The sequence below is a fragment of the Pseudomonas sp. MIL19 genome, from assembly GCF_028680365.1.
GTDB classification, from domain to species: domain Bacteria; phylum Pseudomonadota; class Gammaproteobacteria; order Pseudomonadales; family Pseudomonadaceae; genus Aquipseudomonas; species Aquipseudomonas spirodelae.
This window is the reverse complement of record NZ_JAPPVG010000025.1, coordinates 1-14,621: the sequence shown is the minus strand read 5'-3', so window position 1 is coordinate 14,621 and position 14,621 is coordinate 1. Positions and strand designations below refer to the sequence as shown.

12 protein-coding genes and 1 riboswitch are annotated in these 14,621 nt (G+C 60.7%); of the genes, 9 read left to right on the top strand and 3 right to left on the bottom strand.

Features of this window, described 5'->3' with window-relative positions; translation table 11 throughout:
- Positions 1–73: 73 nt before the first annotated feature.
- Positions 74–1,441, top strand: a complete 1,368-nt coding sequence (locus N1078_RS14870; RefSeq protein WP_274088941.1) for an NAD(P)-dependent oxidoreductase — start codon at positions 74–76, stop codon at positions 1,439–1,441.
- Complete coding sequence (preA, locus tag N1078_RS14865) at positions 1,442–2,716, top strand: NAD-dependent dihydropyrimidine dehydrogenase subunit PreA (protein ID WP_274088940.1); 1,275 nt, start codon at positions 1,442–1,444, stop codon at positions 2,714–2,716. It abuts the gene before it with no gap.
- A 119-nt stretch (positions 2,717–2,835) separates the two neighbouring features.
- Here the strand turns inward: preA and N1078_RS14860 are convergent, their stop codons facing one another.
- Complete coding sequence (locus N1078_RS14860; RefSeq protein WP_274088939.1) at positions 2,836–3,456, bottom strand: TetR/AcrR family transcriptional regulator; 621 nt, start codon at positions 3,454–3,456, stop codon at positions 2,836–2,838.
- 141 nt (positions 3,457–3,597) lie between these two features.
- A riboswitch (S-adenosyl-L-homocysteine riboswitch) is annotated at positions 3,598–3,747 on the top strand.
- Positions 3,748–3,770: 23 nt separating this feature from the next.
- Here N1078_RS14860 and ahcY point away from each other — a divergent pair.
- From ahcY to N1078_RS14835, 5 genes are all read left to right on the top strand, one after another.
- Positions 3,771–5,180 carry an adenosylhomocysteinase gene (gene ahcY, locus N1078_RS14855; protein WP_274088938.1) on the top strand — a complete coding sequence of 470 codons (1,410 nt, stop codon included), beginning with the start codon at positions 3,771–3,773 and terminating at the stop codon, positions 5,178–5,180.
- A gap of 90 nt (positions 5,181–5,270) precedes the next feature.
- Positions 5,271–6,116 (top strand): methylenetetrahydrofolate reductase [NAD(P)H], encoded by an 846-nt coding sequence (metF, locus tag N1078_RS14850; protein ID WP_274088937.1) that lies wholly within the window; start codon positions 5,271–5,273, stop codon positions 6,114–6,116.
- Between the two features lie 241 nt (positions 6,117–6,357).
- A complete protein-coding gene (gene ppnN / locus N1078_RS14845; RefSeq protein WP_274088936.1) occupies positions 6,358–7,731 on the top strand; it encodes a nucleotide 5'-monophosphate nucleosidase PpnN in 1,374 nt (457 codons plus the stop codon).
- Positions 7,732–7,868: 137 nt separating this feature from the next.
- The gene (locus N1078_RS14840) at positions 7,869–8,609 is read left to right on the top strand and encodes a substrate-binding periplasmic protein (RefSeq protein WP_274088935.1); all 741 of its coding nucleotides are present in this window, start codon (positions 7,869–7,871) and stop codon (positions 8,607–8,609) included.
- Between the two features lie 228 nt (positions 8,610–8,837).
- Positions 8,838–10,715 carry a DEAD/DEAH box helicase gene (locus N1078_RS14835; RefSeq protein WP_274088934.1) on the top strand — a complete coding sequence of 626 codons (1,878 nt, stop codon included), beginning with the start codon at positions 8,838–8,840 and terminating at the stop codon, positions 10,713–10,715.
- Positions 10,716–10,822: 107 nt separating this feature from the next.
- Here N1078_RS14835 and N1078_RS14830 read toward each other — a convergent pair whose 3' ends face one another.
- Both N1078_RS14830 and N1078_RS14825 read right to left on the bottom strand, forming a co-directional pair.
- Positions 10,823–11,401 (bottom strand): YceI family protein, encoded by a 579-nt coding sequence (locus tag N1078_RS14830; protein WP_274088933.1) that lies wholly within the window; start codon positions 11,399–11,401, stop codon positions 10,823–10,825.
- A gap of 60 nt (positions 11,402–11,461) precedes the next feature.
- Positions 11,462–12,007: a cytochrome b gene (locus N1078_RS14825; protein ID WP_274088932.1), complete on the bottom strand. Its 546-nt coding sequence runs from the start codon at positions 12,005–12,007 to the stop codon at positions 11,462–11,464.
- Between the two features lie 295 nt (positions 12,008–12,302).
- Between N1078_RS14825 and N1078_RS14820 the strand changes: the two genes are divergently transcribed.
- Together N1078_RS14820 and N1078_RS14815 are read left to right on the top strand one after the other, a co-directional pair.
- Complete coding sequence (locus N1078_RS14820) at positions 12,303–13,709, top strand: adenosylmethionine--8-amino-7-oxononanoate transaminase (protein WP_274088931.1); 1,407 nt, start codon at positions 12,303–12,305, stop codon at positions 13,707–13,709.
- Positions 13,710–13,816: 107 nt separating this feature from the next.
- A complete protein-coding gene (locus tag N1078_RS14815) occupies positions 13,817–14,536 on the top strand; it encodes a 16S rRNA (uracil(1498)-N(3))-methyltransferase (RefSeq protein WP_274088930.1) in 720 nt (239 codons plus the stop codon).
- The last annotated feature ends 85 nt before the right edge of the window (positions 14,537–14,621 follow it).

The window sequence follows — 14,621 nt, the reverse complement described above, 5'->3', positions numbered from 1 at the left end:
CCACAGAGGCCGGACGGCCGCTTATCAGCTGTTAACTGCCCAATAAAAGCCACAAAACCGTGAGGCAATAACCGTGATAGACACCCTCAGCCATTTACCACGACCGGATGCCGACGCTGCCGAACTGGCCGATCGTTTCAGCGATCTGACCCCGCCGCTTAACGCTCGCCAAGCCGCACTGGAAAGCGCCCGTTGCCTGTACTGCTATGACGCGCCCTGCATCAATGCTTGCCCGAGCGAGATCGACATCCCCTCATTTATTCGCAATATCAGCCATGAAAACGTTCAGGGCGCCGCCGAGAAAATTCTCTCGGCGAATATCCTCGGTGGCAGCTGCGCCCGCGTTTGCCCGACAGAAATCCTTTGCCAGCAGGCCTGCGTGCGCAACAACGCCCAGGAGTGCGCGCCAGTGCTGATCGGCCTGCTGCAGCGTTACGCCATCGACAACGCGCAGTTCAGCGAGCACCCGTTTAAACGCGCCCCAGCCAGCGGCAAACGCATCGCCGTAGTCGGCGCCGGGCCTGCAGGTTTGTCCTGCGCCCACCGCCTGGCCATGCATGGTCACGACGTGGTGATCTTCGAGGCGCGCGAGAAAGCCGGCGGCCTCAACGAATACGGCATCGCCGCCTACAAGCTGGTGGACGATTTCGCTCAACGCGAAGTGGACTTTCTCCTGCAGATCGGCGGCATCGAGATTCGCCACGGCCACAAGCTCGGTGACGACCTCAGCCTGAGCGACCTGCACCAGCAGTTCGACGCGGTCTTCCTCGGCATCGGCCTGGCCGCCAGCAAACGCCTCGGCCTGCCGGGCGAAGACGCGCCGGGCCTGCTCGCTGCCACCGATTACATCCGCGAACTGCGGCAGAGCGATGACCTTAGCCAGTTGCCCGTGGCCGAGCGCTGCATCGTCCTCGGTGCCGGCAATACCGCTATCGACATGGCGGTGCAAATGAGCAAGCTCGGCGCCCGCGACGTAAACCTGGTCTATCGCCGTGGTTTCGAGGAAATGGGCGCCACCGAACATGAACAAGACATCGCCAAAGCCAATCAGGTGCGCCTGCTGACCTGGGCACAGCCGCAAGACGTTCTGCTCAATGAACAGGGCCAAGTACGCGGCATGCGCTTTGCCCGTACCCGCCTGGAGAACGGCCGCCTGCAAAGCACCGGGCAAACCTTCGAACTGGCCGCCGACGCCATCTTCAGCGCCATCGGCCAGGCCTTTGACGGCCAGGCCCTGAGTGATCCGCTGGCCAGCGAGCTGAATCGCGAAGGCGAACGCATCTGGGTCGATACGCAGCAGCAAACCAGCGTGCCCGGCATCTACGCCGGCGGCGACTGCACCGCCCTGGGTCAGGACCTCACCGTACAAGCCGTGCAGCACGGCAAGCTGGCCGCCGAGGCCATCCACTCTCACCTGATGCTTAATGTGGAGGCCGCATAAATGGCCGATCTATCCATCGAATTCGCCGGTATGAAAGCTCCCAACCCGTTCTGGCTGGCCAGCGCGCCGCCGACCGACAAAGCCTATAACGTGGTCCGCGCCTTTGAAGCCGGCTGGGGCGGCGTGGTCTGGAAGACCCTCGGCGAAGACCCGGCAGCGGTCAATGTGTCGTCGCGCTACTCGGCACATTTCGGCCCTAACCGCCAAGTGCAAGGCATCAACAACATCGAGCTGATCACCGATCGCTCACTGGAAATCAACCTGCGCGAAATCACCCAGGTAAAGAAGGACTGGCCAGACCGCGCGATGATCGTTTCCTTAATGGTGCCGTGCGTCGAAGAATCCTGGAAAACCATCCTGCCGTTGGTGGAAGCCACCGGCTGCGACGGCATCGAACTGAACTTCGGCTGCCCCCACGGCATGCCCGAGCGCGGCATGGGCGCAGCGGTCGGCCAGGTGCCGGAATACGTGGAGATGGTCACCCGCTGGTGCAAGACTTACAGCTCGCTGCCGGTGATCGTCAAACTGACGCCGAACATCACCGACGTGCGCCTGTCCGCCCGCGCGGCTCATCGCGGCGGGGCAGATGCGGTGTCGCTGATCAACACCATCAACTCAATCACCAGCGTCGATCTCGATCGCATGGTCGCCCACCCTATCGTCGGCAATCAAAGCACCCATGGCGGTTATTGCGGTTCGGCAGTCAAACCCATCGCCCTGAACATGGTTGCGGAAATTGCCCGCGACCCGGAAACCCAAGGCCTGCCGATCTGCGGTATCGGCGGCATTGGCAGTTGGCGCGATGCGGCGGAGTTCATCGCACTCGGCTGTGGCGCGGTGCAGGTGTGCACGGCGGCGATGCTGCATGGCTTTCGCATCGTCGAGGAGATGAAAGACGGCCTGTCGCGCTGGATGGACAGTCAGGGCTACGAAAGCCTCGCGGATTTCTCAGGCCGTGCGGTGGGCAACACCACCGACTGGAAGTACCTGGACATCAACTATCAGGTGATCGCCAAGATCGATCAGGACGCCTGCATCGGCTGCGGCCGCTGCCATATCGCCTGCGAAGACACCTCGCACCAGGCCATCGCCAGCCTGACCCAGGCCGACGGTACGCATAAATACGAAGTGATCGACGAAGAGTGTGTGGGCTGCAACCTGTGCCAGATCACCTGCCCGGTGGAAAACTGCATTGAAATGGTGACCCAGGACACCGGCAAGCCCTTCCTCGACTGGAACCACGACCCGCGTAATCCGTATCGCGTAGCGTCGTAACCACACCACTCCATCAAATATATCGCGGGCAAGAACTAGGCGTCCCCGCCGCTCCTACGGATTCAGCGTTGTTGTAGGAGCGGGCTTGCCCGCGATCAACTACCCCACGATCACAGCCGTTAAGGCTCCAGGCCAATCCCACGCAATATCACACTGGTCACCGTCTGCACTGCGCGCTCGAACTGCAGTTCGGACAGCGCCTGGTGGTCGTTCAGCACGCTGACCTGATGGCTAAAGTCGGCGTAGTGCTGGGTTGACGCCCAAATCATATACAGCAAGGCGGACGGCTCGACGGCCAGGATGCGTTTGTCGTCGACCCATTGGCGGATCTTCGCTTCCTTCATCTTGGCCCAGCTGTAGAGACTGTCGTCGAGGGTTGCACCCAGCATCGGCGCACCATGGATGATCTCGTTGGCCCAGACTTTGGAGCCATGCGGGCGGCTGCGCGAGTGGTTCATCTTGGCGCGAATATAGGTACTGAGCACCACCCGCGGATCGTCATACATCTCGAAGCACAGCGCGTCCTGCTTCCACACCTCCAGCAGGTCGAGCAGCACCGCGCGGTACAGTTCGTCCTTGGTGCTGAAGTAGTAATGCAGGTTGGAGCGCGGCAGCTCGACCTCTGCGGCGATATCGCCCATGGACGTGCCACCATGGCCCTTTTCGGCGAAGACCTTTTCGGCAGCCAGCAGAATCTTTTCAACGTTGCGCCGGCGAATCTCGATTTTGTGATTGCCCATGACAGGTCCATAACTACGCGATGCTGCAAGGCTACCATCCGCGTCGAGGCTGGGCGACGGAAAGCCTTGGGCTAAATCCTCAGCATGGCTATAATCACCATTGCTTCACGCAACCGGCACAGCTCCGGTCGCTCCCGCCACCTGTCCGAGGGGCGCTGCAGCACGCGGTAAGTTTGTTGTGAATCCCCAGCCCTGCATTCCAGCAATGCAATCAGGCGGATTCAAAACAGACTTCCGCCTGTCAGGCTCGGATGGGGCGTTAACCATACGCATCAACGGCGCCCATTCGACACAAACGAATGGAGAACTCATTTATGAGCGCTGTACTGACGCCTGCCGGTTTCACCGATTACAAAGTCGCCGATATTTCCCTGGCTGCCTGGGGCCGTCGCGAAACCATCATCGCCGAATCCGAAATGCCAGCCCTGATGGGCCTGCGCCGCAAATACGCCGGCGAACAGCCGCTGAAAGGCGCGAAGATCATCGGCTGCATCCACATGACCATCCAGACCGCCGTGCTGATCGAAACCCTGACTGCACTGGGCGCCGAAGTACGCTGGTCGTCGTGCAACATCTTCTCGACTCAGGACCAAGCCGCTGCCGCCATCGCTGCCGCCGGTATCCCAGTATTCGCCTGGAAGGGCGAAACTGAGGAAGAGTACGAGTGGTGCATCGAGCAAACCATCCTCAAAGATGGCCAGCCATGGGATGCCAACATGATCCTCGACGACGGCGGCGACCTGACCGAGATCCTGCACAAGAAATACCCGCAGATGCTTGAGCGCATCCACGGCGTCACCGAAGAAACCACCACCGGCGTACACCGCCTGCTGGACATGCTGGCCAAGGGCGAGCTGAAAATCCCGGCGATCAACGTCAACGACTCGGTGACCAAGAGCAAGAACGACAACAAGTACGGCTGCCGTCACAGCCTGAGCGACGCCATCAAGCGCGGCACCGACCACCTGCTGTCCGGCAAGCAAGCGCTGGTCATCGGTTACGGCGACGTGGGCAAGGGCTCGGCACAATCGCTGCGTCAGGAAGGCATGATCGTACGCGTGACCGAAGTCGACCCGATCTGCGCCATGCAAGCCTGCATGGACGGCTATGAAGTGGTTTCGCCATTCAAAGACGGCATCAACGACGGCAGCGAAGCCTGCATCGACACCCAGTTGCTGGGCAAGATCGACCTGCTGGTGACCACCACCGGTAACTTCAACGTCTGCGACTCGAACATGCTCAAAGCGCTGAAAAAACGCGCTGTGGTGTGCAACATCGGCCACTTCGACAATGAGATCGACACGGCCTTTATGCGCAAGAACTGGGCATGGGAAGAAGTGAAGCCGCAGGTGCACAAGGTCCACCGCACTGGCCCAGGCGCATTCGACGCGCAGAACGATGACTACCTGATCCTGCTGTCGGAAGGCCGCCTGGTAAACCTGGGTAACGCCACTGGCCACCCAAGCCGGATCATGGACGGCTCGTTCGCCAACCAGGTGCTGGCGCAGATCTTCCTGTTCGGTCAGAAGTACGCCGACTTGAGCCCAGCGCAGAAAGCCGAGCGCCTGACCGTGGAAGTACTGCCGAAGAAGCTCGACGAGGAAGTAGCCCTGGAAATGGTCAAAGGCTTCGGTGGCGTCGTCACACAGCTGACCAAGACTCAGGCCGACTACATCGGTGTAACCGTGGAAGGCCCGTTCAAGCCGCACGCTTACCGCTATTGATGCGTAGGATGGGTTAGCCGCTCTGCGGCCAGCCTGTCGAAAACCCCGGTGGGTTATGCCTGAGGCTGACCCACCTTTCGGAATTTTCTTATGTCTCAAGAACGCCGTTACAGCTTCGAGTTCTTCCCTACCAAGACCGAAGCCGGGCACGAAAAGCTGATGAATGTGGCGCGCCAACTGGCGACCTACAACCCCGATTTCTTCTCCTGCACTTACGGTGCCGGTGGCTCCACCCGCGACCGCACGCTGAATACCGTGCTGCAGTTGAATAACGATGTCGGTGTGAGCACTGCACCGCACCTGTCCTGCGTCGGTGACAGCAAAGCCGAACTGCGCGACCTGCTGACCCTGTACCAAAACGCCGGGATCAAGCGCATCGTCGCCCTACGCGGTGATCTGCCATCCGGTATGGGCATGGCCAGCGGTGAGCTGCGCTACGCCAACGAACTGGTTGAATTCATCCGCAGCGAAACCGGTGATCACTTCCATATCGAAGTGGCCGCCTACCCGGAAATGCACCCGCAGGCACGCAACTTCGAAGACGATATTGCCAACTTCGTACGCAAGGCCAAGGCCGGCGCCGACAGCGCGATCACCCAGTATTTCTTCAACGCCGACTGCTACTTCTACTTTGTCGAGCGCGTGCGCAAGCTGGGTGTGGATATCCCAGTGGTGCCGGGCATCATGCCGATCACCAACTACAGCAAGCTGGCGCGCTTCTCCGACGCCTGCGGTGCGGAGATCCCGCGCTGGGTGCGCAAGCAACTGGAAGCATACGGTGACGACACCGACAGCATCCAGGCGTATGGCGAGCAGGTCATCACGGAAATGTGCGAACGCCTGCTGCAAGGCGGCGCTCCAGGTTTGCACTTCTACAGCATGAACCAGGCTGAACCGAGCCTGGCGATCTGGAACAACCTCAAGCTGCCGCGTTAAGTTTTAACGCCCGCTATATCGGCACCTGCGTCCTGCGGGTGTCGATGCTTTCACCCGCCATTCGGCATGCCTCGCCACGCCTCGGTTGCAGTTTTTTCCCATCCTCCCGACAAACCACGGTAGCCTTTTGCAACGCACTACCTGGTCTGCGCTTAGTCCAACGTACTCAGTCACGACCATACTTTCAGCAAGCGTTTAGCCATGAAAGGCTTACGCGATATGACAACCATGGAGCGCCGCAATGGCCGCACGAAAAACCATCAATGCCTCAGTCAATCCCAAAGGCAGCCTGGAAACCCTTTCGCAGCGTGAAGTGCAGCAGCTGCGCGAAACCGGCTCCGGCAGCGTCTATGCGCTGTTTCGTCAGTGCGCCCTGGCGATCCTCAACACCGGCTCGCACAGCGATAATGCCAAGACCATTCTGGAAGCCTACCCGGACTTCGAAATCCACATCGTGCAGCAGGATCGCGGCATCCGCCTGGAGTTGTTCAACGCCCCGGCCGACGCCTTCGTCGATGGTGAGATGATCGCCAGCACCCGCGAAATGCTGTTCAGCGCCCTGCGCGATATCGTCTACACGCAGAGCGAGCTGGAAAACAAGCGGGTCGACTTCAGCAGCTCCCAGGGCATCACCGACTACGTCTTCCACCTGCTGCGCAACGCCCGCACCCTGCGGGCCGGTGCCGAGCCGAAGATCGTGGTGTGCTGGGGCGGCCACTCGATCAGCACCGAGGAATATAAATACACCAAGAAAGTTGGCCACGAGCTGGGCCTGCGCGGGCTGGATATCTGCACCGGCTGCGGCCCTGGCGTGATGAAGGGGCCGATGAAAGGCGCGACCATTTCCCACGCCAAACAACGCAACGTGCATGGCCGCTACCTGGGCCTGACTGAGCCGGGGATCATTGCCGCCGAAGCGCCGAACCCGATCGTCAATGAGTTGGTGATCCTGCCGGATATCGAAAAGCGCCTGGAAGCCTTCGTGCGTATTGGCCACGGCATCATCATCTTCCCCGGCGGCGCGGGCACAGCAGAAGAGCTGCTGTATTTCCTCGGCATTCTCATGCACCCGGACAACCAGAACATCCCCTTCCCGTTGATCATGACCGGGCCAAGCAGTGCCGCCGCCTACCTCGAACAGTTGCATGAGTTTATCGGCGCGACCCTCGGCGAAGCAGCGCAGCAGCGTTACAGCATCATCATCAACGATCCCGAGCAGGTCGCCCGGGAAATGGCCGCAGGGATCAAGGCAGTAAAACAATTCCGCCGTGAACATAACGATGCGTTCCACTTCAACTGGCTGCTGAAGATCGACGAAAGCTTCCAGCACCCCTTCGAGCCGACGCACGCCCACATGGCCAGCCTCAAGCTGACCCGCGAGCAGCCCGCGCACGAACTGGCGGCCAACCTGCGCCGGGCGTTTTCCGGGATTGTCGCGGGTAACGTCAAGGACAAGGGCATCCGCCTGATCGAACAACATGGCCCCTACGAAATCACCGGTGACCGCGACATCATGCAGAAGCTCGATACGCTGCTGCAGGCCTTCGTTGATCAACATCGGATGAAACTGCCAGGCAACAGCGCCTATGTCCCCTGCTACCGGCTGACTAAATAGCTCTAGACCGCACGAGCAATAGGCCGAACGGCGCTGCCCATGCAGCGCCGTTCGCTGTTGTGATGGCAAGTAGCCGAGCGCAACTATTCATCGCGCCCCGACTACTCAGACTCGACCCAAGTCGCTACTCTGGCGACATGCCAACCTCCCCGCGCCAGATAATCGCTGCACTGTGCCTGATGGGCCTGAGCCTCTGCGCTCACGCCCAGACGCTGCGCATCGTCAGTGAAAGCTGGGCGCCCTATGTGTATGAAGAGCAAGGCACAGTAAAAGGTCTCGACTACGAGACCACACAAATTGTCCTGCAGCGCCTGGGCATCGAGGCTGAATGGCAGTTCCTGCCCTGGAAACGCTGCCTAGCGGCAATTGAACAGGGGCAGGCCGACGCCATCCTGGATATCTTCCGCACCCCTGAGCGCGAAATCAGCATCCTTTACCCCGACGAGCCCATGTCGCAGATCGAGTTTGTGCTGTTCTACGCCAGTGCCAGGCCTTATCCGTTCAGCCAGTTAGAGGACTTGCAAGGCCTAAAAGTCGGTGTATCCGCCGGTTACTGGTATGCCAATCGCGCGTTTCGCGAGTCCGACCTGTTCATCCGTGAGCCCGCACCCAGCCACATCGCGAACTTCGGCAAGTTGCTGCGCGAGCGAGTCGACCTGGTGATCAACGACAAACGCGGCGGCCTATTTCTGGCCCAGCAGATGGGCATCCAGAATGACATCGGCCATCACCCCCTGGTGATTAGCCGCGACCTGTTGTATCTGGGCCTACGCCGCAACGCCGGCCTGGAGGCGTTCGCCCAGCGCTTCAGTAACGAGCTGCGTCGTTTCAAAGGTGAGCCGGGGTATGCTGCCCTCAGCGCCCGCTACACCCGCTGAGCCATACCGCTGTACCTATAACCCGCGCCAAAAACCCCTGCAGCCCGTTAAGCAGGCGAATGCTGCAGATCGACCCAGCTCTGTTATACTCGGGCCTTCCCGCCAGGCTTGCGCCCGGATGCTAGCCCCCAGAGGCCAGTAGTACCGGACGGGATTGCGCCCCCCAAGCGTGATTCAAGCCAGGCAATACACCCCATAGGGCTGCGCCCTCACTAGACAGGATTACACATGTCCTTTGCCTCCCTCGGTCTCTCCGAGGCTTTAGTCCGTGCGGTCGAATCCGCCGGCTACACCCAACCCACTCCGGTGCAACAGCGGGCCATCCCCGCCGCGTTGCAAGGTCGCGACCTGATGGTTGCAGCCCAGACGGGTACAGGTAAGACAGGCGGCTTTGCCCTGCCGATCCTTGAGCGACTGTTCCCCAACGGTCACCCCGATCGCGAACAGCGCCATGGCCCGAAACAACCGCGCGTGCTGGTGTTGACCCCAACCCGCGAACTGGCCGCCCAGGTGCATGACAGCTTCAAGCTGTATGCCCGCGATTTGAAATTCGTCAGCGCCTGCATCTTTGGCGGCGTTGGCATGAACCCGCAGATCCAGGCCCTGGCCAAGGGCGTCGACGTCCTGGTGGCCTGTCCCGGTCGCCTGCTCGACCTGGCCAACCAACGTGCCATCGACCTCTCGCACGTGGAAATCCTCGTGCTCGATGAAGCCGACCGCATGCTCGACATGGGCTTTATCCATGACGTGAAAAAGGTCCTCGCCAAGCTTCCGGCCAAGCGCCAGAACCTGCTGTTCTCGGCTACCTTCTCGAAAGACATCACCGACCTGGCCGGCAAGCTGCTGCACAACCCGGAACGCATCGAAGTCACGCCGCCGAACACCACGGTCGAGCGCATCGAACAACGCGTGTTCCGCGTTCAGGCCAGCCACAAGCGCGCCCTGCTCGCCCACCTGATCACCGCTGGAGCCTGGGAACAGGTACTGGTCTTCACCCGTACCAAGCACGGCGCCAACCGTCTGGCTGAGTACCTGGATAAACACGGCCTGCCGGCTGTGGCGATCCACGGTAACAAGAGCCAGAACGCTCGCACCAAAGCCCTGGCTGATTTCAAGGCCAGCAAGGTCCGCGTATTGGTTGCCACCGATATCGCCGCGCGCGGCCTGGATATCGACCAGCTGCCGCATGTGGTCAACTTCGAGCTGCCGAACATCGAAGAAGACTACGTGCACCGCATTGGCCGTACCGGTCGTGCCGGCCGTAGCGGTGAAGCAATCTCCATGGTTGCCCCGGATGAAGAGAAGCTGCTCAAGGGTATCGAGCGCATGACCAAGCAGAAGATCGCTGATGGCGACCTGCTCGGCTTTGATGCCAGCACCGTTGAGGCCGAGCGTCCGGAAGTGCGTGAGCCGCAGAAGCCACGCCCACCGCGCGGCGCCAAGCCAGAAGGCGAACGCCATGGCGGCGGTCGTAAAGACAAAGGCAAAGACAGCGGCCGTGACAACAACAGCCGCAGCAAGCCGCAGGGCGGTCGTAGCCAGCAGCCACGCAGCGCATCATCGGCCCGCACCAGCACACCGGCCGTGCCCGCACTCCCTCCGGATCGCGCGCCGGACGAGTTCCGCGACGATGAAATCGATAATTTCGGCAACCGTGTCGACTATGTAAGCCCTAACCAGAACAAGCAGCAGAACCGTGGCCGTCGGCCCGGTGCGCCTGCTACCGGGCCAAGCGCCAGCAATGGTGTCGGCCAAGGTGCGCGCCCAGCCAATAAGCCACGCAGTAATGCTGGCGGTGCGGGTGCGGGTGCGGGCGGCCAAGGCCGTCGCCAGGGTGCGGGTTCAGGTGCCAATGCGGGCCAGGGTCGTAATGGCTCAGGCCGTGCACGCCCAGCGCGCGACACCCGTACCACCTCGCTGAACCGCGATGAGCTGCCACGCCAGGAAGCGGCAGTGAAAAGCCCACGCGATAAGCAGCCAGTAATCGTGCACAAGGGCTCACGCCTGGATCGCCTGCCAACAGCTGAGCAACTCGACGAACTGGCGAGTGCACGTCCGCGCGGCGAAAAGCCGGCCCTGCTGACACGCAACCGCGAAGAGTCATAGTCAGTTAGTCGCACACAAAAACGCCGCCCATTGGGCGGCGTTTTTGTTGGTGCTGCATTCGTTCAGCGGTGGGTTACGCCGCTGCGCGGCTAACCTATCCTACGAGCTTACTGGCGTACACCTTCAACCGAGATGATCAGCTCGACGCTTTCCGACGCCGGGCCCAGGTCCTTGGTGATGCCGAAGTCTTTCAGCTTCAGCGTGGTGCTGCCTGCAAAACCGGCACGGTAGCCACCCCATGGGTCTTTGCCTTCACCGATAAAGGTGGCGGCAATCACCACCGGCTTGGTCACGCCATTAAGGGTCAGGTCGCCGGCGATATCAGCCGTGCCTTCGCCAGTGGAGGTAACAGCCGTGGAGGCGAAGGTCGCGGTTGGGTGCTTGCTGACATTGAGGAAGTCATCGCTGCGCAGGTGCTTGTCGCGCTCAGCATGGTTGGTGTCGACGCTGGTGGTATTCAGCGTCACGTTGACCTTGCTGTCCTGCGGCTTGGCGGCGTCGAAGCTGAAGCTGCCGTCGAAGTCCTTGAACGTACCGTACAACCAGCTGTAGCCCAGGTGGCTGATCTTGAAATTGACGAAGGCGTGCTGGCCCTGTTTGTCGATGGCGTAATCAGCAGCCATCGCCTGACCAGCGCCCATCAATGCGCCACCCAGTGCCAGGGCTACGAGGGTTTTCTTCAACATCGGCATACTCCTTGTGAGTGTGGGATGGGGCCAGTCCAGCCCCGGAAACAACAAAGGTAGCTAGCGACCGAACATCCGCATCAGCGTACGGTCGCGATCAATAAAGTGGTGTTTCAACGCAGCTAGCGCATGAATGCCGGCAAAGATCACCAGCGCCCACGCCAGGTACTCATGCACCAACCCGGCCACGTCTTCCTGGTCAGGAATACTGGTCAGGCTGGCCGGCACTTCAAACAAGCCGAATACCGGGATGCCGCGTCCGTCAGCTGTAGAGATCAGGTAGCCGGAAATCATCAGCACAAACAGCCCCAGGTAGAGAAAGCTGTGACCTAACTTGCTGGCCAGGCGAGTCAGCCGCCCATGGTCGGGCAAGCTCGCCGGCGGCGGGCTAAACCCGCGCCACAGCACCCGAGCCAGCATCACAGTAAACAGCACCAGGCCGATGCTTTTATGCAGGTCAGGCGCGGTCTTGTACCAGCCACTGTAATAGTCCAGCCCGACCATCCAGTAACCCAAGGCAAACAGGCCGAACACGGCCAGCGCTACCAGCCAGTGCATCAGGATGCTGACAAGACCGTAGTGAGAAGAGCTATTGCGCCATTGCATTGCAAAGGTTCCAAAAAATAAAGGTCGGGGCCGCGAATCGAACAAGACTAGCAACAAACCTATCGACTAAAAGCGGAATTTTTCGCTTTGAAATATCGAGAAATACGATGCTTCATTCGAGTCTCTTACGCAGAGTCATTAGTCTAGCGGCGCGCCATAACGTTCCGCGACCGCTCTGCAGGCGCCATGATAGAGCCAATCGGCGGGCTGCCAGAGGAATACCGCCACGCTTGTGCCGCTCTTCGTCCACGGTGCTTCTGATAGGCTTGGCGCAGATTTTCATGGGAGACCCGCGATGAGCCTGAATGACCAGTGGATGCAACGTGACCTGAAGGTGCTGTGGCACCCCTGCACGCAAATGAAGGATCACGAGCAGCTGCCCCTGGTACCGATCAAACGCGGTGAAGGCGTGTGGCTGGAAGACTTCGACGGCAAACGCTATATCGACGCGGTCAGCTCCTGGTGGGTCAACGTCTTCGGCCATGCCAACCCGCGCATCAACCAGCGCATCAAAGATCAGGTCGACCAACTGGAGCATGTGATTCTCGCGGGCTTCAGTCATCAACCGGTGATCGAACTCTCCGAGCGCTTGGTCAATATGACCCCGGCGGGGCTCGACCGGGTGTTCTATGCCGACAACGGCTCATCCTGCATCGAAGTCGCGTTGAAGATGAGCTTTCACTACTGGCTCAACGTCGGTAAACCGGCGAAGAAGCGCTTCGTCACCCTGAGCAACAGCTACCACGGCGAAACCATCGCGGCGATGTCGGTCGGCGATGTCGCGCTGTTCACTGACATCTATAAAACCTTACTGCTGGACACTATCAAGGTGCCCAGCCCGGACTGCTACCACCGCCCCGAGGGTGTCAGCTGGGAAGAACACTCGCGCACCATGTTTGCCCACATGGAGCAGACCCTGGCCGAGCACGGTCATGAAGTCGCGGCGGTAATCGTCGAGCCGCTGATCCAGGGCGCCGGCGGCATGCGCATGTACCACCCGATCTACCTCAAGCTGCTGCGTGAAGCCTGCGACCGCTACGGCGTGCACCTGATCCATGACGAGATCGCCGTGGGCTTCGGCCGCACCGGCACGATGTTCGCCTGCGAACAGGCCGGTATCCGTCCGGATTTCCTCTGCCTGTCGAAAGCCCTCACCGGCGGCTATCTACCCATGGCAGCGTGTCTGACCACCAACGAGGTGTATGAAGCGTTCTATGACGACTATTCGACCCTGCGCGCCTTCCTGCATTCACACAGTTACACCGGCAACCCGCTGGCCTGCGCGGCGGCCCTGGCAACCCTGGACATCTTCGAGCAAGACAATGTAATCGAGGCCAACAAAGCCCTGGCCGCGCGGATGGCCAGCGCCACCGCGCACCTGGTCGACCACCCGCATGTCGCCGAAGTTCGCCAAACCGGCATGGCGCTGGCCATCGAGATGGTCCAGGACAAAGCCAGTAAAACCGCTTACCCCTGGCAGGAACGCCGTGGCCTCAAAGTATTCCAGCACGCCCTCAAGCGCGGCGCACTGCTGCGTCCGCTGGGCAGCGTGGTGTACTTCCTGCCGCCTTATGTGATTACCCCTGAGCAGATCGACTTCCTCGCGGAAGTAGCCAGTGAAGGCATCGATATCGCCACCCGTAACTCGGTCAGCGTGGCAATGGGCAACGCCAACTATCCGGGCTTTCGCGACCCGGGCTAAATACAGCAGCGGGGTGGATGACGCGCTTGTCATCCACCCTACGGATATCCATGCGCACCACGCGCCCTGCGGCTAGAATTCGCGCCTTTACTCTAGGTTCACGTCTTATGCGCCTATCCCGATTCTTTATCGACGCCCCCCTCTCCCTCGGCCAGCACGAGCTACCAGAAGCCCAGGCCCACTATATCGGGCGTGTGCTGCGTCACGCCGTCGGCGATACGGTGCAATTGTTCGACGGCAGTGGCCAGGAGTACCTGGGCGAACTGATTGAGGTTGGTAAAAAGAATGTGCGCGTCGAGTTGCGCGAGGCATTCACCGGTCAGGCCGAATCCCCTCTGCGTATTCACCTTGGTCAGGGCTTATCGCGCGGCGAGCGGATGGACTGGGCGATCCAGAAGGCCACCGAGCTAGGCGCCAATGAAATCAGCCTGATCGTCAGCGAGCGCTGTGAAGTGCGCCTCAAGGACGAACGCGCTGACAAACGCATGGCCCACTGGCGACAAGTGGCAATCAGCGCCTGCGAACAATGCGGTCGCTCGGTGCTGCCGATCATTCACCCGCCGATCAGCCTCAATGAATGGCTGGTGCAGACCCGCGCCGAGTTGAAGTTGGTATTGCACCCGGTCGCCGAACCTTGGGCCAGCCACCCGCAGCCTCAGTCCTTGGCGTTCCTGATCGGCCCGGAAGGCGGCCTCAGCGACAACGAAGTGGCACTGGCCAAGCATCACAGCTTTCATGCCGCGCGCCTCGGCCCGCGGGTGCTGCGCACCGAAACCGCGCCGGTGGTGGCGCTTAGTGTGGCGCAACAGTTGTGGGGCGACTTCTAAGCCCCTGGATCGGGTAGGAGGCGGCCTCACGGCCGCCGTCCTCCCACACCACCGTGCGTACGGTTCCGTACACGGCGGTTCAGGC